Genomic DNA, 20,548 nt, shown 5'->3' on the forward strand with positions numbered 1-20,548 from the left:
CTATTTAACATTTAATTATCATTCGAAATATTTGAAATTTATTTTTATGTAAAGATATTTTATGTGAAGCAATGAATTGTAAGCTTTTCGGGGTTAGTGCTTACTTAAAACGCGCGTTTGATGTAACAAAAATGTTTCAAATTGGACTTGATAAATGCTGAGAATGGCTCATAGTACACAAAAGTTAGTTTAATTGTATACAATCTGAACTGGAGGTTCGAATGGCAATTATGAAAGCGATTGAAGCAGCGGTTGAAGTGCTTAAACGTGAAGGAGTAGACATCGCATTTGGTGTTCCGGGCGCAGCGATTAACCCTATGTATGCGGCGATGAAAAAGCTTGGTGGTATTGATCACGTTCTAGCTCGTCATGTAGAAGGCGCTTCGCATATGGCAGAAGGATACACGCGCACCAATCAGGATAATATTGGTGTCTGTATCGGTACTTCTGGCCCTGCGGGAACGGATATGATTACCGGTCTATATTCAGCCTCGGCTGACTCTATTCCTATCTTATGTATTACAGGTCAGGCTCCGCGAGCTAGGCTGCACAAAGAGGACTTTCAAGCGGTAGATATTGAATCGATCGCTCAGCCTGTCACTAAGTGGGCGACGACGGTGCTCGAACCTGCACAAGTTCCTCGCGCGTTTCAAAAAGCCTTTCATTTGATGCGCTCCGGCCGCCCGGGTCCAGTTCTTATTGATTTGCCGTTAGATGTTCAGTTGGCGGAAATTGAGTTCGATATTGACTCTTATGAACCGCTAGAGCCATACAAACCAACGGCAACCAGACAACAAGTCGAGAAAGCACTCGCCATGATGGCGGAAGCGGAGAAGCCACTGATTGTTTCTGGTGGCGGCGTGATCAACGCGGGCGCCTCTGAACTTCTTCAGCAGTTTGCTGAGATCACTGGTGTTCCTGTTATACCAACGCTAATGGGTTGGGGTTCGATTCCAGACGACCATGAATTAATGGCCGGTATGGTAGGGCTACAAACCTCCCACCGTTACGGTAATGAAACCATGCTTAACTCGGATTTTGTATTCGGTGTTGGTAACCGCTGGGCAAACCGTCATACCGGCTCTGTGGATGTGTACACCGAAGGCCGAAAATTCGTGCATGTTGATATTGAACCAACTCAAATAGGACGAGTGTTCTGCCCTGATCTAGGCATTGTTTCTGATGCTAAATCTGCACTAGAGCTGATGGTGGAAGTCGCTCGAGAGTGGCGCGACGCAGGCAAGTTGCCAAATCGAAGCGATTGGGCGGGGGAGTGTCAGCAGCGCAAGGCCACCATGCTACGCAAAACCAATTTTGAAGAAGCGCCGATGAAGCCAATGCGCGTCTATGAAGAGATGAACAAAGCCTTTGGCCGCGACACCTGTTACGTAAGTACGATAGGTCTGTCGCAGATTGCTGCGGCTCAGTTCCTTCATGTGTACAAACCGCGCCACTGGATTAACTGTGGTCAGGCTGGCCCGTTAGGATGGACAACCCCTGCTGCGTTAGGTGTTCGAGCTGCTGATCCAAATCGTGACATCGTGGCTATCTCCGGTGACTACGATTTCCAATTCATGATTGAAGAGTTGGCGGTAGGTGCACAGTTTAATCTGCCTTATATCCATGTGTTGGTGAACAACTCTTATCTAGGTCTGATTCGTCAAGCTCAACGTCAGTTTGATATAGATTACTGTGTACAGTTGGCATTTGATAACCAGAATGCGCCAGAGCTTGAAGGCTATGGTGTAGACCATGTTGCCGTTGTAGAAGGCTTGGGCTGTAAGGCGATTCGAGTACGCGAACCAGAGCAAATTGCGCCGGCGTTTGAACAAGCTAAAGCGCTTATGAACAAGCATAAAGTGCCAGTAGTTGTTGAATTGATTCTTGAGCGAGTGACCAACATTTCGATGGGTGTTGAGATCAATGCCATCAACGAGTTTGAGCCGCTAGCGGAGACTCGCGAAGACGCGCCGACAGCGCTTGCGCACAAATAATGTGTTTCCGTTAAGCCGATAGTCGCTTAACGGAACGTCAATGGGCACAGGCTTAGTGCCCAAAGATTACAGATAAAAAGGACAGAGTCATGGCGAAATTTGCGGCTAATTTGTCAATGTTATTCACTGAAGTGGATTTTATGGATCGTTTTGAAGCGGCTGCCGACGCAGGGTTTCAAGGCGTCGAATATCTATTTCCATATGCTTTTGACGCGCAAGCGATCAAACAGAAGTTGGTTGAGAACAACCTAGAACAGGTGCTGTTTAACTTGCCGGCTGGTGATTGGGAGGCGGGTGACCGAGGTATTGCGGTTGACCCTGCAAGAGTTGAAGAGTTCCAAGCGGGCGTGCCGAAAGCAATAGAGTACGCCAAAGCGCTAGGTTGCAAACAGGTGAACTGCTTAGCGGGAATTGTGCCGCAAGGGGTAACTCCGCAAGATGCGCACTCTGCGTTCGTGATTAACCTTCACTATGCGGCAAACGCACTGGCGGCTGAAGGAATCAGTTTAGTGATTGAAGCGATCAACACGCGCGACATTCCGGGCTTCTTCCTTAATACCACGGAACAGGCGAAAGCGATCATTAAAGAAGTCGGGAGCGACAACCTCTCGATTCAATACGACATCTACCACATGCAGATCATGGAAGGCGATCTTACGCCAACTATGCAGCAGAACATTGGTCAGATAGCTCACGTCCAATTGGCTGACAATCCAGGTCGTCATGAGCCGGGAACGGGGGAGATTAACTACCCATTTGTGCTCAACTACCTAGATGAACTGGGCTACCAAGGTTGGGTTGGCTGTGAGTACAAACCGAAAACGACCACTACAGAAGGCCTTGGTTGGCTGCACCAGTACCGTTAATTGTGTCTGGTTATCTTAAAGCGTTAAGGAGAACAACATGTCTAAAATTGCATTTATTGGTACAGGTATCATGGGCAAACCAATGGCGAGCAACCTTCAAAAAGCTGGCCACGAAATCCTTCTTTCAGACCATTTCAACCCAGCACCTGCTGATCTTGTCGCTGCTGGTGCAACGGTTTATCACTCACCTGCGGAAGTGGCAGAGCAGGCCGATGTGATCATTCTAATGGTGCCAAACACACCTCAAGTTGAAGATGTTCTGTTTGGTGATAACGGCGTAGAGCAAGGCCTTACTGCAGGTGGTGCGGCTGGAAAGCTGGTGATTGATATGAGTTCAATTTCTCCTATCGCCACCAAAGCGATCGCGGCTCGCATTAACGAGGGCGGTGCGTCCTATCTTGATGCTCCGGTATCAGGGGGCGAAGTGGGTGCTATCAATGCGACGCTGACTATCATGGTTGGTGGTGAGCAGTCTGCTTTTGATAAGGCGCGACCTCTATTTGAAGTGATGGGCAAGAACATTACCTTGGTGGGTGATAATGGCGCAGGCCAAACGTGTAAAGTCGCTAACCAAATTATCGTAGCATTAAACATTGAAGCGGTCTCTGAGGCACTGGTATTTGCCTCTAAAGCGGGGGCCGATCCTGCTCGCGTGCGTCAGGCGCTGTTGGGTGGTTTTGCTAACTCTAAGATCTTGGAAGTGCATGGTGAGCGTATGGTGGAAGGAACCTTTGACCCAGGATTTAGAATCTCGCTGCATCAGAAAGACCTTAACCTTGCACTGACTGGTGCCGAAGAATTAGGTGTATCACTACCGAATACGGCGACGGCTCAACAACTGTTTGGTGAGTGTGCTGATATGGGCGGTGAAGGTTGGGATCACTCAGCACTAATTCAAGCCATTGAAAAACGCTCGGATCACTCAATCCGATAGTACCCGATTTAGGGTAAATCTATTCGTTACTCTGGTATTGAATGCATGTTTCATGAAACCAGAGTAACGAACTTAGGCTGCCACTTCTCCAGGGTGGGTGGCAGACCCCACAGGCTCAAGCAGTTTGTTTATAAATCGCGTAGTTTCGTCTCCTTTTATGCGCGTTCCTAATATAAGGCAGAGGTTGAAGTTGTTCCTTTTCAACTTATTTCTTAGCAGGCACCTGTGTCCTTGTATTAGGGTTCTTTTTTATTCCGTCGACTAAGGAGTGGCTGATGGACATCGATGCTAAACAGTTTTTACATACCCTTTTCTCTAGCGCAGTTAATGAAGCGCTACCGCGAAACCACATCGAACCTTTTCTTTCTGAATCTATTTTTTATCGCTCCTCCAATCAGGCTGGACGTACGGTGGTGATCGGTGCGGGTAAAGCGGCTGCGTCGATGGCAGCAGAGTTAGAAGCTGTATGGCGTGATAAGAAAAAGCACGACCTCGCACTTCGAGAACTCGAAGGTCTAGTGGTTACTCGTTACGAACATACCGCACCCTGCGAGCATATTGAAGTCATCGAAGCGGCGCACCCAGTACCCGATGAAATGGGGCTAGAAGTGAGCCAGCGAATGCTGAAATTGGTGAAGAACTTAAGTGCCGATGACACAGTGATCTGTCTGTTGTCAGGCGGAGGTTCGGCATTACTGAGTCTACCCGGTGGTGATATCACTCTTGCTGAGAAGCAGCAGATCAACAAAGCTCTGCTTAAATCTGGTGCAGCAATTGATGAGATGAACTGTGTACGTAAACACCTATCGCTGATCAAAGGCGGGCGTCTTGCCAAAGCGGCCTATCCTGCAAGAGTCGTTTCATTGGCTATCTCAGATGTACCCGGTGATGATATCAGTGTGATTGCATCGGGCCCAACCGTTCCAGATACTACGACTCGTTTTGATGCACTCGCCATCTTAGAGCGTTATCGAATAGATATGCCAACATCAGTATTTGAGTGGCTCAACAATCCAGAATCGGAGACCATCAAACCTGATGACACATGTTGGAAGAGCGCTGAACACCATATTATCGCGACCCCGATGTCAGCGTTAGAGTCTGCCGCTGCGGAAGCTGAAGGGTTAGGAGTTCCTGCGTATATTTTGAGTGATTGCATTGAGGGCGAAGCGAGGGAGGTCGCTAAGGTGCATGCTGCGCTGGCGAAACAAGTGGCTAGTCGACAGCACCCTTTCAATACGCCTTGCGTATTGCTTTCAGGTGGAGAAACGACGGTAACCGTAAAGGGTAATGGTCGAGGCGGGCGTAACTGTGAGTTTTTGCTAAGTCTATTCAATGAACTCAAAGGGCATGACAACATATACGCACTGGCGGCGGACACCGACGGTATTGATGGGGTTGAAGATAACGCAGGGGCTTGGATAACGCCGAATACGTGGCAACAGAGTGAGGCACTGTCTTTGAAAGCGGAAACTTATTTAGATGCGAATAACAGTTATGACTTCTTTGACAAGGTTGATGTGTTACTAACAACGGGGCCGACACTGACCAATGTAAACGACTTTCGAGCGATTTTGATACTTTAAAGTTAATCTCCCTCTCATTTATTAAAATATGTGAACCAATCGATTGGCCGTCTCATGCACAATAAAGGGGCGGTCAAAGTTATTTGTATCGTATAGGACACTAAAGCTAAATCAATCGGTTGTAGGGATATGATATGTCTAAGATCAGGCAGAAGAACCAAGACTTAATCATTCAAGTGGCGTGTGAGCAGTTCGCGATGCACGGTTATGCTGCGACCAAAATGGTTGATATCGCCAAAGCTGCCGACATTCCAAAGCCTAACGTATTCTATTACTTCAGTTCGAAAGACAAGCTCTACAACGCGGTATTGGAGTCGGTGACGCAACCCTTGTTGGAAGCCTCTCGCCCTATTGAAGAGCTCGATGATCCTGTCGAAGCTCTTTCGCAATATATCCAAACCAAACTCATCATCTCTCGTGATCACCCACACGCTTCCAAAGTGTTTGCCAATGAAGTGATGTCGGGCGCTAAAGTATTGCCAAAAGAGATTGGGGATGAGCTTTATAAGCAATCCCAGATGATCATCGATAAGTTTGCTACTTGGTCTGCACAAGGACTGATGGACGACGTGCCTGCACATCACTTAATGTTTACCATTTGGGCCGCGACTCAAACCTATGCTGATTTCGGCTGGCAGATATGCAGTGTGATGAAAAAAGACCAACTCGATGACCAAGATTACGAAGACGCAGCTAAATTCATCACACAGTTGGTGATAAAAGGGTGTGGCGTAAAAAGCTAAGCTTTTTGAGTTTCATATAAGGCCTGCAATTGCAGGTCTTTTTCATATCGGCCCCAATATATTCAATTGCAGTGATTGCGCCTCGTATTCCCATAATTGTGACTTTGTGTGCAATAACGGATTTCAGTATCGGCTCGACTCGATTTAGTATGTCGTTTTATTTAATGGCAAGGTTGTCTTTGCTATCAAAAGTGAAAGTAGCAAAATCTCACGGGCAAGCTACTTTGACTTTATTAAGGAAGCATCTGCTCCCGATAAATGAACGCACAACTCAAAGGTACACGCATGACTCTCAAAAGCTTGGCTTACACAATTAGCGCCGTTCTTTTAACTGGCTGTGGTTCGACTATAGCGACGAACGATTACAACGCAGACTTAATGATAACCAATGGCCAAGTCTTGACGATTAACGCGACTAAGGACGTGATTGACGATGGAGTTGTCGTGGTGAAAGACGACCAGATCATCGCGGTTGGTAGTGAGGAGCTATTGACCCAGTATCGTGCGGAGAAAGTAATCGATGCTCAAGATGGTATCGTCATGCCTGGTATGGTCAATGCTCACAACCACCTTCCTATGATTGCATTTCGCGGATTGGGAGAAGAGGGGATCTCAAATCGCTTATTTGCCTACTTCTTTCCTCTCGAAGCGGAAAAGCTAAGTCGTGAGCTCATCTACAATGCCACTAAACTCGGCAGCATCGAATTAGCGCAAAGTGGTGTCACCACCTATGCCGACATGTATTACCACATGGATGAAATGGCAAAGGCAACCAAAGAGGTAGGTCTACGAGCTGTTTTGGGTGAAACCGTGATTAAATTCCCAGTGGTTGATGCGAAAGAACCTTATGGAGGTATTGACTACGCAAAAGGATTTATCGAAGAGTACAAGAACGATGATTTGATCACACCTGCCTACGCGCCCCATGCCGTCTACACAGTGAGCAAAGATAAACTGCAAGAAATCAATAGATTATCGGCTCAATACGATGTGCCAGTGTTGATTCACGTTGCGGAATTTCCCAATGAAGAAAAGCGTATTAAAGATGAAACAACAGCCAATTCACCGGTGGAGTACATGGATGAAATCGGCGTACTCGATGAGCGTGTCGTGATTGCTCATGGTATTCATTTGTCTGAGAACGATCAGAGGCTTTTAAAACAGGCTGACGCTGGTATCTCTTACAATCCGATGGCAAATGCTAAAGGAGCGACGGGAATTGCGCCTGCATGGGATATGTACCGGGCTGACATGCGTATAGGCTTGGGCACGGACGGCCCAATGAGCTCTAACCAAGTCGATATCATGCGTACTCTGAGTTATGCAGCCAACATGCAGCGTTTGAAGCACTCAGACCGCACTATCATGATTCCTGAACAGGTGATCGAGATGGCAACTCTGGGCGGTGCAAAAGCTCTGCATATGGAAGACCAAATTGGTTCACTAGAGGTGGGGAAAAAAGCCGATATCGTGATTGTAGAGACGCAATCGGCGAACATGATGCCGAGCTATGACCCATACGCGACCTTGGTTTACCAAGCGAACCCAAGCAACATCGACACCACGATCGTTAATGGTCAAATCGTGATGGAAAACCGCGTGATGCAGACAGTACAACTGAATGAAATCCGTCAAAGCGTTGATGAATTCGAAGCCGATATTGCTGAGTTTGCAAAGGAGCTAGCGAAGAAGGCAATCAAGTCAAAGAGTTTGATGGATTAGGGCATGGTGGATTTATGATTTTGTGGGCTTAAAAAGGCGTCTATCGATTCCTTTTTAAGCCTGATATTGAAGTTACTAAGTCATATTGTTCGAGTTAGTTGGGATTTATTAGGTTAAATTACTAACTTTATTCAGAATTACTTCTCGAGCTGAGTCTATTTTTTCTGGGTTTGTTTTGACGGACAATTGGTCTTTTGGCTTTTCATTTAAAAAGTAAGCAATTCTTTCTGCGTTAGCTCCTGATGGGTGAGGTAAGCCACCTAATACTTGTTCTGGTTTGATGACACCTATTTTCGCACAGTAGTTCAATACTTCCTCAACCTTAGGACCTAGAGGAATATAAATGGTTTGTTCGCTGAGAGAACTTAATTCTGGAACTAAGAATGAATCAACCTGTTTACGAAGGAGAGGATTGGAAAGCATTGACGGCGTACCACTGTAATTTTTCCCTGACTTGAATACAGGGTAACGCAGTGCTGATGTGTAATGGACTAAATGAGCAGATGTATCGAACAGGTCTGAAGTCGAATTAATTCCTAGAACCTTGTTGATGCCCACAAAATCCAACATACGAACTAAGTTGGATCGCATTGGACCACCAAAACTAGCAGTTTTTTTTGCTGAAATTTTTGCTTGTTCTTGTGTTGCTCCGCTTCTCAACTGGGTGCTAGCCTCTTGCAATGCCAGTTCCGCTTGTTGTAACCCCGGTGTAATACCACATAACACAATTTTAGCGCTCTTATTTACATAATCGAATGGAGCATAGAAAACAGCTAAGTCTTTACTCTCTTCAATTAATAATTCTTCAGGCAACGCCTTCTCGTTGCAACTTGCATTTCCGTCTTTAAGAAGCTGCTCGTATTGGGAGAATAGATCATTCATCGCGTTTGTCTCATAGTTTATTACGTTGACGGCATCATAGTTTGTGTTTTATGATGTTGTCAACGTAATAATTAAAAGAAAAATAATGAGCACATTAAAGATTACGATCTCAAGTAAAAGCAAATTATCTCCAATTACTGAAGCTGAAATGAACCAGTATGCTTACTATGCGTTAACCTGTATTAATCAGACCGCTGAACTGGCTAATGGAACGGGTTGGCCAGATCTGACTATCGAGTGGAATAACACTGAGTCAGAACGAGAAGTTGTAAAGCGTTCATACCTCGGTGAAATAATGCGGTTTATGTGGGAGTATGCCGAGCACGGTTTTCACTTAGATGAAATGAAGAAAGGGAATTTCTATGACCCTTTAATGCAACTTTATAGATGGACCGCGACGTGTGATGCTTATTTGGTACACCTTGGGAGCTTTGGTGATGAACCATTAGAGGTGATTGAAGTTGGCAGTAAATTAGCTTACAAGTTTATCGCCAGACTTAAATTAGATTTGAAATTAGATATGAGTCAAGAGTTTATAGTTGCAAACATCTACCCAATGAGTCACGACACTGAATTGACGACCTTAGAGTACGCACTTCTTTCTGGGTTTAGTCATGTTGGCGCAGTTAGAAATGAAGTAAGCAACAAAAATGATCCACTTAAAGTAAGTAAAATTGGAAATCAAACTTTGATTTCAGTGGATGAAGCACGAAAACGTTTAGCAAAAAAGCGTAAGTTTATCCCAACGAGAGAAGCAGACTTTTAATAGATAGCATTATCAATAGTAAAAGACCGACATTACGTCGGTCTTTATTTATAGAGAGTGAAAAAGAGATAAACTCTAGCTATTCATCGCAACTTACCAAGCCTCATTGCGGCGGCGTGGTGGCGGTGCATGAGGTGTTCCATATCGACACCTATCACTGCGCCATCGTTGACACGCCATTGTCCGGCTATCATTACTTTATCTGCCTGCTGGGCACCACACAAAAGCAGTGCGGCGAGCGGATCATGACTGCCAGAGAAACGAATATCATCAAACTTGAACATAGCGATATCGGCTTGTTTGCCAATCTCAAGAGTACCGATATCGGTGCGACCCATTGCGCGTGCAGACCCAGATGTTGCCCAGCGCAGAGCATCAAAGTGCGAGACATTGGCGGAGCCGTACTGCAGCCTTTGCAGATACATCGCCATTCGCACTTCGGCAATCATATTCGAACCATCATTCGAGGCCGAACCATCAACACCGAGACCGACTTTCACCCCAGCGGCTTCAAGGTCGTTGTTCTTACATATGCCTGAAGCAAGCATCATGTTCGATGTTGGGCAATGGCTGATGCCAACGCCAGCCGCCCCTAGCCGTTTTATCTCTTCTGGGTTGAAGTGGATACCGTGAGCTAACCAAGTTCGGTCATTGAGCCAGCCCACATCTTCGAGATAATCGACCGGACGCAAACCAAACTTCTCAATACAGAAATCTTCTTCATCTAGGGTCTCGCATAGGTGAGTGTGCATCATCACGCCTTCACGTTCACTAATTCTAGCAGTCTCCCTCATCAAATCTGTGGTGACCGAGAATGGTGAGCATGGTGCAAGGGCAATTTGAACCATCGCGCCTTCATTCCGCTGGTGGTAGTCACGGATCAAGCGTTGGCTATCGTCGATGATGGTTTGCTCAGTCTGGATGGTGTGCCTTGGAGGTAGTCCTCCTTCATCTTCTCCTAAACTCATTGAACCGCGGGTAAAGATAGCTCGAACACCGAGCTTTTCTGCGGCTTCGACTTGCAGATCAATCGCGTGTTCAAGCCCGTTAGGAAGCAGGTAATGGTGATCGGAAGCAGTGGTGCAGCCAGACATCATCAGCTCGACCAAAGCCAGCTCAGTGGCAAGGCTCATCATTTCAGCATCAAGGTTTGCCCAAACTGGGTACAAACTTTTCAGCCAATGAAAAAGCTCTTTGTTGAGTGCGCCTGGGTAGGCACGAGTAAGGGTTTGATAGAAATGATGGTGGGCGTTAATCAGCCCTGGAGTGACAACATGACGCGAGGCATCAACACTATAGTCAACAGGGATAGTTGGTTCTTGGTGCTTACCTACTAACTCGACAATGGTATTGCCTCTGACGACGAGTCCGCCTTGTGCGTCGGTATTTGAACCTGTGTAGATTGCGAGTGGATTCTTAATCCAGATGGTTTCCATTCATAATAGTCCTTAGCCATCTCAGCCTTTTCAGGGAAGAGGGTCTTTGGTTTTGTATTGTTTACGATAAGGGTTTATAAAGCAGCGCGTTTCTTCAACTCACTGCTGTATGCTTCTTTAACTGATGTAAGTGTTCGTACTTCTCATTAAGTCAGTTAAGCCTGAAATCACTAGCGAATGTAAGGCGTTTAATTTGCCTTAACCTCTGTTGTTTCAGTTTGTTCTTTTTGCTGTAGTTCTGCGTGCTCTTCCTGCTCTAGTATTTCAGCTTGTTCTTGCATCTCTAGCTTTACTTGAGCTCGGCTTTCGGCGAGTGCTTCTTGCTCTTCAGCACGTGAAGATTTAGGTAGAATCAGGTTCAGTAAAACTGTCATGATTGTCCCGGTCGTAATGCCAGAGTGTAGGAAGTTCGCTAAATCATGAGGTAAGTGCTGTAGCAGTCGTGGTTCGAACGTTACCGCAAGTCCAGAAGCCAGACCAACACAGATCACTAACGCGTTTCGTTTGGTGTCTGCAGCTTTTATTAACATACGAATACCTGCGTAGGCAATCATGCCGAACATAACAAAACCCACGCCCCCTAATACTGGCTTAGGGATAGTGACAGCAATGGCAGCGAGTTTCGGAAACAAACCTCCGAGGATCAGCAAACCACCCGTTGCCGCAACCACATAGCGACTAGCAACCCCAGTGATGCCGACGATGCCTACATTCTGGCTGAACGAAGCGAGCGGCATAGCGGTCAGAATCGATGAAAGCGTACTACCAAGTCCATCACCTAACAGACCGCGTTTAAGATCTTTACCGCTGACTTGGGTTTGGCAGTTATTGCCGAGCGCCATGAAGTCACCCGTTGCTTCAGCGATAACCACGATGTACACCAAGCTCATGCTAATGATGGCGCTCATTGAGAATGTGAAGCCGTATTTGAAAGGCTCAGGGCCGCCAATCCATGCAGCAGAGCTAATTTGGTCGAGGTTTACCATGCCAAGTGATAGTGCCACGATGTAACCGCCCGCAAGGCCGATCACGATTGCTGAAGCAGCCACTGCGCCTTTACAATAAACAGAGACGCAAACCACAATACCTAACGAGACCAGCGCCAAAAAGAGCTTCGGTAGCGTGGCAAATTGTTCACTATTGGCAGGCGAGTCTCCGACCCAATTCATGGCAACCGGTAAAATGGTTAGTCCGATAAGAGTAACCACAACACCACTTACCACGGTAGGGAACAGTTTCCTCACCTTGTCCATGTAAAAACTGGCTGCAATCACTACGAAGGAGCCAATCAGGGCTGAGCCCATAATTGCACTTACGCCACCTTCATTACCAATAGATATCGCGACACCGAGAAAGGCGAAGCTAGAACCCATCACTACGGGTAAGCGAATACCAATAGGGCCAAAGCCAAGACACTGGGCAACCGTGACGATCCCCGATGCCAGCAAGGCCGCGTTAATGAGCGAGACGATTTCAGTGTTGGGCAAACCAATGGATGCGCCAACAATCAGTGGTACTGCAACGATGCCGCCAATAGAGGCCAGCATATGTTGCAGAGCAAGTAGGAGGGTGAGCCCGTGAGGGGGTCTTTCATTTAGGGTATACAGAAGTTTCATTTGATATTCCTCTGCTTGTGTTTAGGTTCACAAGCGAATGACAGTCAAACAATGACTTCTACAAACTGCGTAGGGTCATAAAAAAGGTGCACGGAGGGAGCGCGTCTAAACACGCCGTGGATTCCGCACAGTTAGCTTTCTTAAAAATTGATAGAAACGCTTGGCTTGATTAATAAACCAAGCGTTCAAGGTGCGTGACTCAATAGCGGTTAACTAATGAACCGAAAATTAGCCAATGAACACCAATTTAGCGATGAAGATAGCCGCTAAGAAGTACATCGAGATAGAGACATCTTTGGTTTTGCCTGTTGCCAGCTTTAATACCGTGTAAGTAATAAAGCCAAGCGCAATACCATTCGCGATTGAGAATGTGAGTGGCATCATTAACGCCGTGATTGCAGCTGGTGCACCATTGGTGAAGTCTTTCCAATCAACGTGTTGCATGCTACTCATCATCACAAAGGCTACGTAGATCAGTGCGCCTGACGTCGCGTAAGCCGGGATCATGCCAGCAAGTGGTGATAGGAAGATCGCAGCTAGGAACAGCGCGCCAACCACAATGGCAGAAAGGCCAGTACGAGCACCCGCTGCAACACCAGCAGCACTCTCGACGTAACTGGTTACTGGTGGACAACCCACACAAGCCCCTGCGACACTTGAGATACTGTCGGCTTTAAGTGCCTTGCTTAGACCTTCGATTTTACCTGTTTCTGGGTTAGTTAGATGTGCACGTTCTGCCACACCCATTAATGTCCCCGCGGTGTCGAACATGTTTACAAAGAGGAAGGCTAAGATAACGCTGATCATAGAGACATTGAGTGCACCTGCGATGTCCATTGCCATAAAGGTTGGCGCTAAGCTTGGCGGCGCAGCGAAGAAGCCATTGTATTGCACAAGACCAAGCATCATACCGATAAGCGTTACGCTCAAAATCCCAATCAGTACTGCACCAAAGACTTTACGCTCACTCAGTACCGCGATAATAAGGAATGCGATAGCAGCAAGCAGAGCTTCTGGTTTGGTGAAATCACCTAATGAAACCAAAGTTGCTGGGTTTTCGACGACAATGCCCGCGGTTTTAAGACCAATCAGGCCCAAGAACAGACCAACACCAGCGGTCATGGAGTAGCGTAAACTCTCTGGAATGCTCTCTATGATCCATTGACGAACCTTGTAGAAGCTCATCCCGACAAATAGCACACCAGAGATAAATACCGCCCCAAGCGCTACCTCCCAGCTGTAACCCATTTCACTCACCACGGTGAACGAGAAGAAGGCGTTGAGGCCCATACCCGGTGCAAGGCCCACTGGCCAATTCGCAAACAGTCCCATTAACAGACAGCCAATCGCTGCACCAATACAGGTTGCAACGAACACCGCGCCAGAATCCATGCCAGATGCCGCCATGATCTGTGGGTTGACGAAGATAATGTAAGCCATGGTTGCGAAAGTGGTCACGCCACCAACCAATTCATTTTTTACACTGCTTCCGTGGGCCTTAATTTTAAAAAACTTCTCTAAAATTCCGTTATTCGCATCTTGGTTGAGTATTTCAGTTTTACTCTCACTCATGTCAGCAAGTCCTTTTATGTTGTGATCCATGTATTGAATACAGCAAGATTTCAATATTAAGGTTTCATGTGTTTAAGGTGATTTCTCTTTTTTGGGCACGAACAAGCCTGACCAAGCTCGCTGACAGAAGTGGTCAGCGAAGGCCTAGCAAAAATTAAGTGCGGCTAAATTTCCTTTATTTGTTATTGCTTGAGGTTAACTTCCGCGATATGTCGAGAAGCTGTAAGGGGATACTAAAAGAGGGACGTGGTAATGCGCATCCGGATCATCGAGTCCGAAGCGAATCACGACATCGTCTAAGAAAGGCACGCCATCAAGTTCGACGCCTTTGCTTTTGTAGTAATCTGCCACATAGAACACCAATTGATACTTGCCAGGGAGGAAGTTGCTACCAGCAAGAATCGGTGCATCGGTTCTACCGTCGGAGTTGGTCACAACCGTTGCCAATTTTTCAGTTGAGTCTTCATTTACCTTGTAAAGCTCTACCTTGATTTCTGCTCCAGGTAGGCCGTGGGTGGTATCTAAAACGTGTGTTGTTAATCTTCCCATAATCCTTCACGGCGCGTTGTCGCGTCCTGTCCTTCTGTTGTGTTTCATCTGTGATTTTTTGCCTGACAAAATCAATATCTGCTCACTTTGTCAGCACTAACTATGAACGAACTGTATACAATTAGTAAAGTCAATTGTAGAAAAAATGTTAACTTTAAGTCGCTTTTTTTACGCACTAACTCTGTGCATTATCAATATAAACTTGCACCAAGATATTTTAAGTTGTTGTTATTTAAAGGTCTAGTGTGGTGAATTTAACTTTAATAACGAAATCTTTACATTAAGATAAGTTATTGTATACAATAAATGTATGGGGTGAGGTTGCTCTTATGTCTAAGCCTGTAGAAGAAATTTACAGCTGAGCCACCAAGCCAAACACTTATGTTAGGAGTACTTGGATGAATAAGGATTATTCAAGAGATTTGATTGGGTATGGAGCTACCCCTCCAAATCCTCAATGGCCGGGTAATGCGCGTGTCGCGGTCTCCTTTGTATTGAACTACGAAGAAGGCGGTGAACGTTGTCTATTGCACGGTGATGATGAGTCAGAAGCATTTCTCTCAGAGATCCCATCAGCACAACCGATCAAAGGCGAGCGCCATATCAGCATGGAATCGATCTACGAGTATGGTAGTCGAGCTGGGGTGTGGCGTGTACTTCGTCTGTTTGATGAATATGAAATCCCGTTAACTGTCTTTGCTGTCGCTATGGCGATTGAGCGTCATCCAGATGTCGCCAAAGCGATGATGGAAGCGGGGCATGAGATCTGTAGCCACGGTTACCGCTGGATTGACTATCAATATATTGATGAGTCTGAAGAGCGCGACCATATGGTTAAAGCGATTGAGATCATCCAGCAAGTGACAGGCCAACGTCCACTCGGCTGGTACACAGGCCGAACGGGTCCAAATACGCGTCGACTTGTCGCAGAAGAGGGGGGGTTTTTGTACGACTCTGATGCCTACGATGACGACCTACCATACTGGCATACCGAGACTGGGCACCCTCAACTGGTGATCCCTTACACCCTAGATGTGAACGATATGCGCTTTTCGACAGCGCAGGGCTTCAACTCTGGTGAACAGTTTTTCCAATACCTAAAAGACACCTTTGATGCTCTTTATATGGAAGGTGAAACCGCACCGAAAATGATGTCGGTTGGGCTTCACTGCCGATTGGTCGGGCGTCCGGGTCGAATCATGGCACTGAGACGTTTTCTAGATTACGTAAAACAACACGACAGCGTGTGGCTATGTCGTCGTATCGATATTGCCAATCACTGGCATGAACACCATCCGTATAAAGCGGGATAGTGAACTAGGAAAAGCAGTAACAACTCACAACGATAAAAACAACACAAGCAAAGAGAGCAATAGCAAGGAGGCTAACAGTGACAGTATTTCGATCATGCCAACCCACAAAAATGGCTCGCGATGAATTTGTCGCCCATTTTGCAGATGTGTACGAGCACAGCCCTTGGGTGGCCGAAGCAGTGTATGACCAAGGCTTAAATGCAGAGGATGATCATATCGAGAATCTTCATTTGAAAATGGCATCCACTCTTTTGCAAGCCGACCACGGCAAGCAGTTGGCTTTGATCAATGCTCACCCAGACTTAGCCGGTCGAGCAGCAGTAAATGGCGAACTCACAGAGTCGTCTACTAAGGAACAAGCGGGGGCGGGCATCGATAAGTGCAGCGCCGAAGAATTTGAAAAATTCACTTCTTACAACAACAGCTACAAAAGTCGCTTCAACTTCCCTTTTATCATGGCGGTAAAGGGAGCCAATCGTTACCAAATTCTTGAGTCGTTCGAGATGCGATTAGGAAATGATAGTGAAACTGAGTTTGCTACGGCGATACAAGAGATCAACAAGATCGCAATGTTTCGTCTCTGGGATATGTAGGTTAACGGAGTTAGCAGCTATTTCAGAACTCGCTTAATGCGTCGGATGCTGAGTAGTCAGCCACTGAACCTTTAAGTTCTCATTTTATTATTACTTGATTAATTTCATAGGATTACACGGACATGACCCATAAATTTGAACAGTACATAAACCTAGCAGACGAAAAACTCGGTGCAGAAGCGATCTTCGCCACGGACGATTTCTTTGCCGACAAAAGCCGCCTACTCAGCCACGCAGCACCCGTATGGAAAGATGACCTATACGATGACAACGGTAAATGGATGGACGGTTGGGAAAGCCGCCGTAAGCGTGGCGAAGGTTATGACTACTGTGTGATTCGCCTTGGTCTAGCAGGCACGATTGCGGGTGTTGATATCGATACTTCATTCTTTACAGGTAACTTCCCGCCTTCTGCATCGATTGATGCATGCTATTCACCACAAGGCGAGCCAACAGACTCTACTGAGTGGCAAGAGATCCTTCCCTCTATTGGCCTGCAAGGCGACCACCATCACCTTGAAGAGATTGAAAGTGACCAAGTATTTACTCACCTGCGTCTAAACATTTATCCAGATGGCGGTGTTGCGCGCCTTCGTGTTTACGGTCGCCCGAGCGTTGATTGGGATGCGATTGATGCACAACAGCAAATTGACCTTGCAGCGGTTGAACATGGCGGACGCGCACTGGCATGTAGTGATGAGCACTACGGTAATAAAGCGAACATTCTTGGCCCTGGCCGCGGTGAAAACATGGGTGATGGTTGGGAAACAGCACGTCGTCGTACACCGGGTAACGATTGGGTGATTGTTGCGTTAGGCCACCCGGGCAACATTGAACGTATCGTTGTTGATACTGCGCACTTTAAAGGTAACTTCCCAGACAGTTGTTCAATTCAAGCGGCGTATGTAAAAGGTGGTACCGACGACCAAGTAGAGACGCAAAGTCTATTTTGGCGTGAGCTTCTACCGGCGCAAAAACTGTCTGCCCACAATATTCATGAATTCATTTCCGAGGTGAACGATCTTGGTGCGGTGACACACGTACGTGCCAACATCTTCCCAGATGGCGGTATCAGCCGTTTACGTCTATTTGGCACCAAAGCGAAATAGGTAAGGAAAAGAGTATGAGTAATGGAATACGTCGTTTAGTGATCGAACCGTTAACCAAACAAGCGTTTGCTGAGTTTGGTGATGTTATCGAGTCTGATAACAGTGATTTTTTCATGATCAACAATGGGTCAACTCGTCGCTACCACAAGCTTGCGGCAACGGATGTGCAAGATCAAGGTGGAGAAGCCATCATCAGCATCTTCCAGGCCACTCCGCTGAAGTACCCATTGACTATCGAGATGCTAGAGCGTCATCCACTTGGCTCTCAGGCATTCGTTCCATTACTTGGTCAACCCTATTTAATTGTTGTCGCGCCAAAGGGCGAAAATCCAACATTAGCCAGCTGCCGAGCGTTCCTCAGCAACGGTCGTCAAGGAGTGAACTATCACAAAGGTGTGTGGCACCATCCTGTTCTCGCGCTTACCGATCAAGACCAGTTCTTGATTGTGGATAGAGGCGGTGAAGGCCATAACTGTGATGAAGTTTATTTTGATAGCGACCTCGTGGCACTGCACTTGGAAGACCTGCCGACGGACAACAATAAGGAAGATCAGCGCGTTGAAAATGCGCTGTGATACAGGAGTTTATTATGGATCCGCATATTACAGAATGGTTGAATTTGGCGATTCGCTGGATTCACATGATCGTTGGTGTCGCATGGATCGGCGCATCATTTTACTTTGTCTGGCTTGAAAACAACCTAAACAGAGTAAACCCAAAAACAGGCCTATCTGGTGATTTATGGGCGATTCACGGTGGTGGTATCTATCACCTTGAAAAGTACAAGCTGGCACCACCAGAGATGCCAGAACACCTTCACTGGTTTAAATGGGAAGCTTACTTCACTTGGATCACAGGTGTGTGTCTACTTGGGGTTGTCTACTACCTTAACGCTGAGATTTACCTGATTGCACCGGGCTCAGGCCTTGATTCGACTACCGCAATCGCGATTGGTATTGGTTCTTTTGTCGCTGGTTGGTTTATTTACGATCTGTTGTGTGACTCTCCATTAGGTAAGACGCCAGTACTGCTTGGTATTGTGTTGTTCGTCCTGCTGGTGGCCGCGACTTACGGCTTGACCCAAGTGTTTAGTGGCCGTGGTGCTTACATTCATGTGGGCGCGATTATCGGTACCATCATGGTGGGTAATGTATTCCGCGTTATCATGCCTGCACAGCGCAACCTAGTGAAAGCGATTGAAGAGAAGCGCGAACCTGATCCAGCACTTCCAGCGAAAGGCCTACTGCGTTCTCGTCACAATAACTACATGACGCTACCAGTATTGTTCATCATGATCAGTAACCACTTCCCGAGCACGTATGGTTCGGAGTACAACTGGTTGATTCTAGCTGGTTTGGCGGTATTCAGTATCTTGGTTCGCCACTACTTTAATACCCGACATGGCAGTCAGAAGTTTGCTTGGACAGTGCCAGTCGCCGCACTCGGTATGATTACGCTTGCGTTCGTGACCTCACCTTACGCGAAAAAGCAGATGACACCGACACCCGTTGCGAAAGCACCAGTGGTTGAGCAAGTGCAAAACAATCCAGAGGCTATACCAGTCGTGGAAGAAATTGCGACAGGAGCTGTGGAATCTGACAATGGTGTTCAAGTTCAGCAAACAGCAACTACCAGTGATACAGCATCTTCGGACGCAGGTATTCGCTTTGAGACCATCAACCAGGTCATTCAAGAGCGCTGTTCGGTGTGTCACTCAGCTTCGCCGACTCATGCTGCCTTTGCTGCAGCACCAGCTGGAGTGATCTTAGATACACCTGAAGAGATCAAAGCCAACGTACCGAGAATCATCGCTCAAACTGTAACAACGAAAGTCATGCCACTTGGAAACCTCACCCAAATGACGGATGACGAACGTACTCTTATCGGTGATTGGGCAGCACAAGGAGCGAAACTTCAATAGCAGCATCCTTTACCTAAGAGCGTGAGTCTTAGGTGAGGCTTGGGGAGAGTTTGGTTATACGGGCACGCGCCAAACTCGTCCCACCCTGTTTCCCCGGTTCCTATACCGGGGCTTTTTGTTTTATGGGCTTAATTCTATTTTTTGAGATGTCGTACGGATATGTGTGTTGATGCACTTTAGGGTGTGGTGTATTGTTTGCGCTTCAATTCGCTATATATAAGAATTATAATGATAAAACAATTAGTTATCTTCTCTTGCTGTGTGTTAAGCACTGCTTCTTATGCCCAATCTTTCAATAATCCCTACATCAGTTTTGAACTGGGTGGGAGCGCTCAAATATTCGCGAACCAGAGTGATGTATGGCAGTCCTCGGATCATGACCATATTCTTCCTCCCTCTCCGCCTCATGATCTCAATGAAGAGCTTGCACGCCCGGATTTTGGCAGTGGCTTCTTTACTGGGTTTAGTGCTGGAGTGTCGTTTAATCGAGATTGGGGTGCGGAAATCGGTTATCGAACCCAAGACATCTCGGTCGACCCTGAATCTCAAACTATCGATATTTCAGACAGCCCAGCATTCACGTATTGGCTGGAAACTCAATCGGATGACATGGTTGAAATGAAGCAACTGAGGCTTGCAGGCTTTCGCGAGTTCCAAGTCAATCGATATGTTAAATCGAAACTAAAGTTAGGGATCACTCAGTCTGAGTACCAATTCTCACACAGGATTGATGAGTGGCATGATTCGGTTTCGACTCCAGGAAACCCATCAATAACTGAAACCTACTATTTGAATGTGAACGAGAAAGTATTCGGCGGTTACGCCGGTATCGAGGTTGGTGTTTTGCTCACGAGAAACATCAACCTGAATCTATTTGTCGATATGTCTATCGATGAGTTTATGCTGCAAACCAATGCGGGTTTAAACACCGCGTATTACTTCTAGT

General features: G+C 46.6%; 17 protein-coding genes and 2 pseudogenes. 14 read left to right on the forward strand and 5 right to left on the reverse strand.

The genetic code is table 11. The features are described from left to right. Positions 1 to 221: 221 nt before the first annotated feature. The 6 genes from gcl (at position 222) to KI655_RS15970 (ending at position 7,845) form a co-directional block, all read left to right on the forward strand. Positions 222 to 1,994 carry a glyoxylate carboligase gene (gene gcl, locus KI655_RS15945; RefSeq protein WP_032553539.1) on the forward strand — a complete coding sequence of 591 codons (1,773 nt, stop codon included), beginning with the start codon at positions 222 to 224 and terminating at the stop codon, positions 1,992 to 1,994. 89 nt (positions 1,995 to 2,083) lie between these two features. Further along, a complete protein-coding gene (gene hyi, locus KI655_RS15950) occupies positions 2,084 to 2,860 on the forward strand; it encodes a hydroxypyruvate isomerase (protein WP_032553538.1) in 777 nt (258 codons plus the stop codon). 37 nt (positions 2,861 to 2,897) lie between these two features. Next, positions 2,898 to 3,794, forward strand: coding sequence for a 2-hydroxy-3-oxopropionate reductase (locus tag KI655_RS15955; protein WP_285407050.1), 897 nt, complete (start codon positions 2,898 to 2,900; stop codon positions 3,792 to 3,794). A 275-nt stretch (positions 3,795 to 4,069) separates the two neighbouring features. Next, positions 4,070 to 5,380 carry a glycerate kinase gene (locus KI655_RS15960; RefSeq protein ID WP_285407052.1) on the forward strand — a complete coding sequence of 437 codons (1,311 nt, stop codon included), beginning with the start codon at positions 4,070 to 4,072 and terminating at the stop codon, positions 5,378 to 5,380. A 134-nt stretch (positions 5,381 to 5,514) separates the two neighbouring features. Further along, complete coding sequence (locus KI655_RS15965) at positions 5,515 to 6,123, forward strand: TetR/AcrR family transcriptional regulator (protein WP_261883222.1); 609 nt, start codon at positions 5,515 to 5,517, stop codon at positions 6,121 to 6,123. 285 nt (positions 6,124 to 6,408) lie between these two features. After that, positions 6,409 to 7,845 (forward strand): amidohydrolase, encoded by a 1,437-nt coding sequence (locus KI655_RS15970; protein ID WP_285407056.1) that lies wholly within the window; start codon positions 6,409 to 6,411, stop codon positions 7,843 to 7,845. A 108-nt stretch (positions 7,846 to 7,953) separates the two neighbouring features. Here the strand turns inward: KI655_RS15970 and KI655_RS15975 are convergent, their stop codons facing one another. Then, positions 7,954 to 8,727 (reverse strand): hypothetical protein, encoded by a 774-nt coding sequence (locus tag KI655_RS15975; protein ID WP_285407059.1) that lies wholly within the window; start codon positions 8,725 to 8,727, stop codon positions 7,954 to 7,956. Positions 8,728 to 8,812: 85 nt separating this feature from the next. Here KI655_RS15975 and KI655_RS15980 point away from each other — a divergent pair, with 85 nt between their 5' ends. Then, the gene (locus tag KI655_RS15980) at positions 8,813 to 9,493 is read left to right on the forward strand and encodes a hypothetical protein (RefSeq protein ID WP_285407061.1); all 681 of its coding nucleotides are present in this window, start codon (positions 8,813 to 8,815) and stop codon (positions 9,491 to 9,493) included. Positions 9,494 to 9,576: 83 nt separating this feature from the next. On the opposite strand, the gene KI655_RS15985 is transcribed toward KI655_RS15980, so the two are convergent. From KI655_RS15985 to uraH, 4 genes are all read right to left on the reverse strand, one after another. Beyond that, positions 9,577 to 10,929: an 8-oxoguanine deaminase gene (locus KI655_RS15985; RefSeq protein ID WP_285407064.1), complete on the reverse strand. Its 1,353-nt coding sequence runs from the start codon at positions 10,927 to 10,929 to the stop codon at positions 9,577 to 9,579. 188 nt (positions 10,930 to 11,117) lie between these two features. Beyond that, the gene (locus tag KI655_RS15990) at positions 11,118 to 12,545 is read right to left on the reverse strand and encodes a nucleobase:cation symporter-2 family protein (protein WP_285407066.1); all 1,428 of its coding nucleotides are present in this window, start codon (positions 12,543 to 12,545) and stop codon (positions 11,118 to 11,120) included. A 228-nt stretch (positions 12,546 to 12,773) separates the two neighbouring features. Then, entirely contained in the window at positions 12,774 to 14,117 is a 1,344-nt protein-coding gene (locus KI655_RS15995; protein WP_032553527.1) for an NCS2 family permease, read from the reverse strand. Between the two features lie 195 nt (positions 14,118 to 14,312). Next, positions 14,313 to 14,666: a hydroxyisourate hydrolase gene (gene uraH / locus KI655_RS16000; RefSeq protein WP_285407069.1), complete on the reverse strand. Its 354-nt coding sequence runs from the start codon at positions 14,664 to 14,666 to the stop codon at positions 14,313 to 14,315. Positions 14,667 to 15,064: 398 nt separating this feature from the next. Here uraH and puuE point away from each other — a divergent pair, with 398 nt between their 5' ends. From puuE to KI655_RS16030, 7 genes and pseudogenes are all read left to right on the forward strand, one after another. Then, a complete protein-coding gene (gene puuE / locus KI655_RS16005; protein ID WP_285407071.1) occupies positions 15,065 to 15,979 on the forward strand; it encodes an allantoinase PuuE in 915 nt (304 codons plus the stop codon). A gap of 77 nt (positions 15,980 to 16,056) precedes the next feature. After that, entirely contained in the window at positions 16,057 to 16,572 is a 516-nt protein-coding gene (gene uraD, locus KI655_RS16010) for a 2-oxo-4-hydroxy-4-carboxy-5-ureidoimidazoline decarboxylase (protein ID WP_032553523.1), read from the forward strand. A gap of 122 nt (positions 16,573 to 16,694) precedes the next feature. Then, a complete protein-coding gene (gene alc, locus KI655_RS16015; RefSeq protein ID WP_032553522.1) occupies positions 16,695 to 17,681 on the forward strand; it encodes an allantoicase in 987 nt (328 codons plus the stop codon). 14 nt (positions 17,682 to 17,695) lie between these two features. Then, entirely contained in the window at positions 17,696 to 18,256 is a 561-nt protein-coding gene (locus tag KI655_RS16020; RefSeq protein WP_285407074.1) for an ureidoglycolate lyase, read from the forward strand. 14 nt (positions 18,257 to 18,270) lie between these two features. After that, a pseudogene (locus tag KI655_RS16025) lies at positions 18,271 to 19,212 on the forward strand (urate hydroxylase PuuD); the annotation flags it as partial. A gap of 87 nt (positions 19,213 to 19,299) precedes the next feature. Beyond that, positions 19,300 to 19,602 (forward strand): annotated as a pseudogene (locus tag KI655_RS24180) (hypothetical protein); the annotation flags it as partial. 228 nt (positions 19,603 to 19,830) lie between these two features. Beyond that, entirely contained in the window at positions 19,831 to 20,547 is a 717-nt protein-coding gene (locus KI655_RS16030; RefSeq protein ID WP_285407077.1) for a hypothetical protein, read from the forward strand. Position 20,548: the final 1 nt, after the last annotated feature.

Source organism: Vibrio sp. D404a (assembly GCF_030248535.1).
GTDB lineage: Bacteria > Pseudomonadota > Gammaproteobacteria > Enterobacterales > Vibrionaceae > Vibrio.

What these genes read in the sequence shown, in the direction of transcription:
- KI655_RS16030 (WP_285407077.1), top strand. Translation starts at nt 19,831, where the DNA reads ATGATAAAACAATTAGTTATCTTCTCTTGCTGTGTGTTAAGCACTGCT.
- KI655_RS15960 (WP_285407052.1), top strand. Translation starts at nt 4,070, where the DNA reads ATGGACATCGATGCTAAACAGTTTTTACATACCCTTTTCTCTAGCGCA.
- KI655_RS15970 (WP_285407056.1), top strand. Translation starts at nt 6,409, where the DNA reads ATGACTCTCAAAAGCTTGGCTTACACAATTAGCGCCGTTCTTTTAACT.
- KI655_RS15995 (WP_032553527.1), bottom strand. Translation starts at nt 14,117, where the DNA reads ATGAGTGAGAGTAAAACTGAAATACTCAACCAAGATGCGAATAACGGA.
- KI655_RS15990 (WP_285407066.1), bottom strand. Translation starts at nt 12,545, where the DNA reads ATGAAACTTCTGTATACCCTAAATGAAAGACCCCCTCACGGGCTCACC.
- KI655_RS15980 (WP_285407061.1), top strand. Translation starts at nt 8,813, where the DNA reads ATGAGCACATTAAAGATTACGATCTCAAGTAAAAGCAAATTATCTCCA.
- alc (WP_032553522.1), top strand. Translation starts at nt 16,695, where the DNA reads ATGACCCATAAATTTGAACAGTACATAAACCTAGCAGACGAAAAACTC.
- KI655_RS15985 (WP_285407064.1), bottom strand. Translation starts at nt 10,929, where the DNA reads ATGGAAACCATCTGGATTAAGAATCCACTCGCAATCTACACAGGTTCA.
- uraH (WP_285407069.1), bottom strand. Translation starts at nt 14,666, where the DNA reads ATGGGAAGATTAACAACACACGTTTTAGATACCACCCACGGCCTACCT.
- KI655_RS15965 (WP_261883222.1), top strand. Translation starts at nt 5,515, where the DNA reads ATGTCTAAGATCAGGCAGAAGAACCAAGACTTAATCATTCAAGTGGCG.
- gcl (WP_032553539.1), top strand. Translation starts at nt 222, where the DNA reads ATGGCAATTATGAAAGCGATTGAAGCAGCGGTTGAAGTGCTTAAACGT.
- KI655_RS15975 (WP_285407059.1), bottom strand. Translation starts at nt 8,727, where the DNA reads ATGAATGATCTATTCTCCCAATACGAGCAGCTTCTTAAAGACGGAAAT.
- KI655_RS15955 (WP_285407050.1), top strand. Translation starts at nt 2,898, where the DNA reads ATGTCTAAAATTGCATTTATTGGTACAGGTATCATGGGCAAACCAATG.
- KI655_RS16020 (WP_285407074.1), top strand. Translation starts at nt 17,696, where the DNA reads ATGAGTAATGGAATACGTCGTTTAGTGATCGAACCGTTAACCAAACAA.
- puuE (WP_285407071.1), top strand. Translation starts at nt 15,065, where the DNA reads ATGAATAAGGATTATTCAAGAGATTTGATTGGGTATGGAGCTACCCCT.
- hyi (WP_032553538.1), top strand. Translation starts at nt 2,084, where the DNA reads ATGGCGAAATTTGCGGCTAATTTGTCAATGTTATTCACTGAAGTGGAT.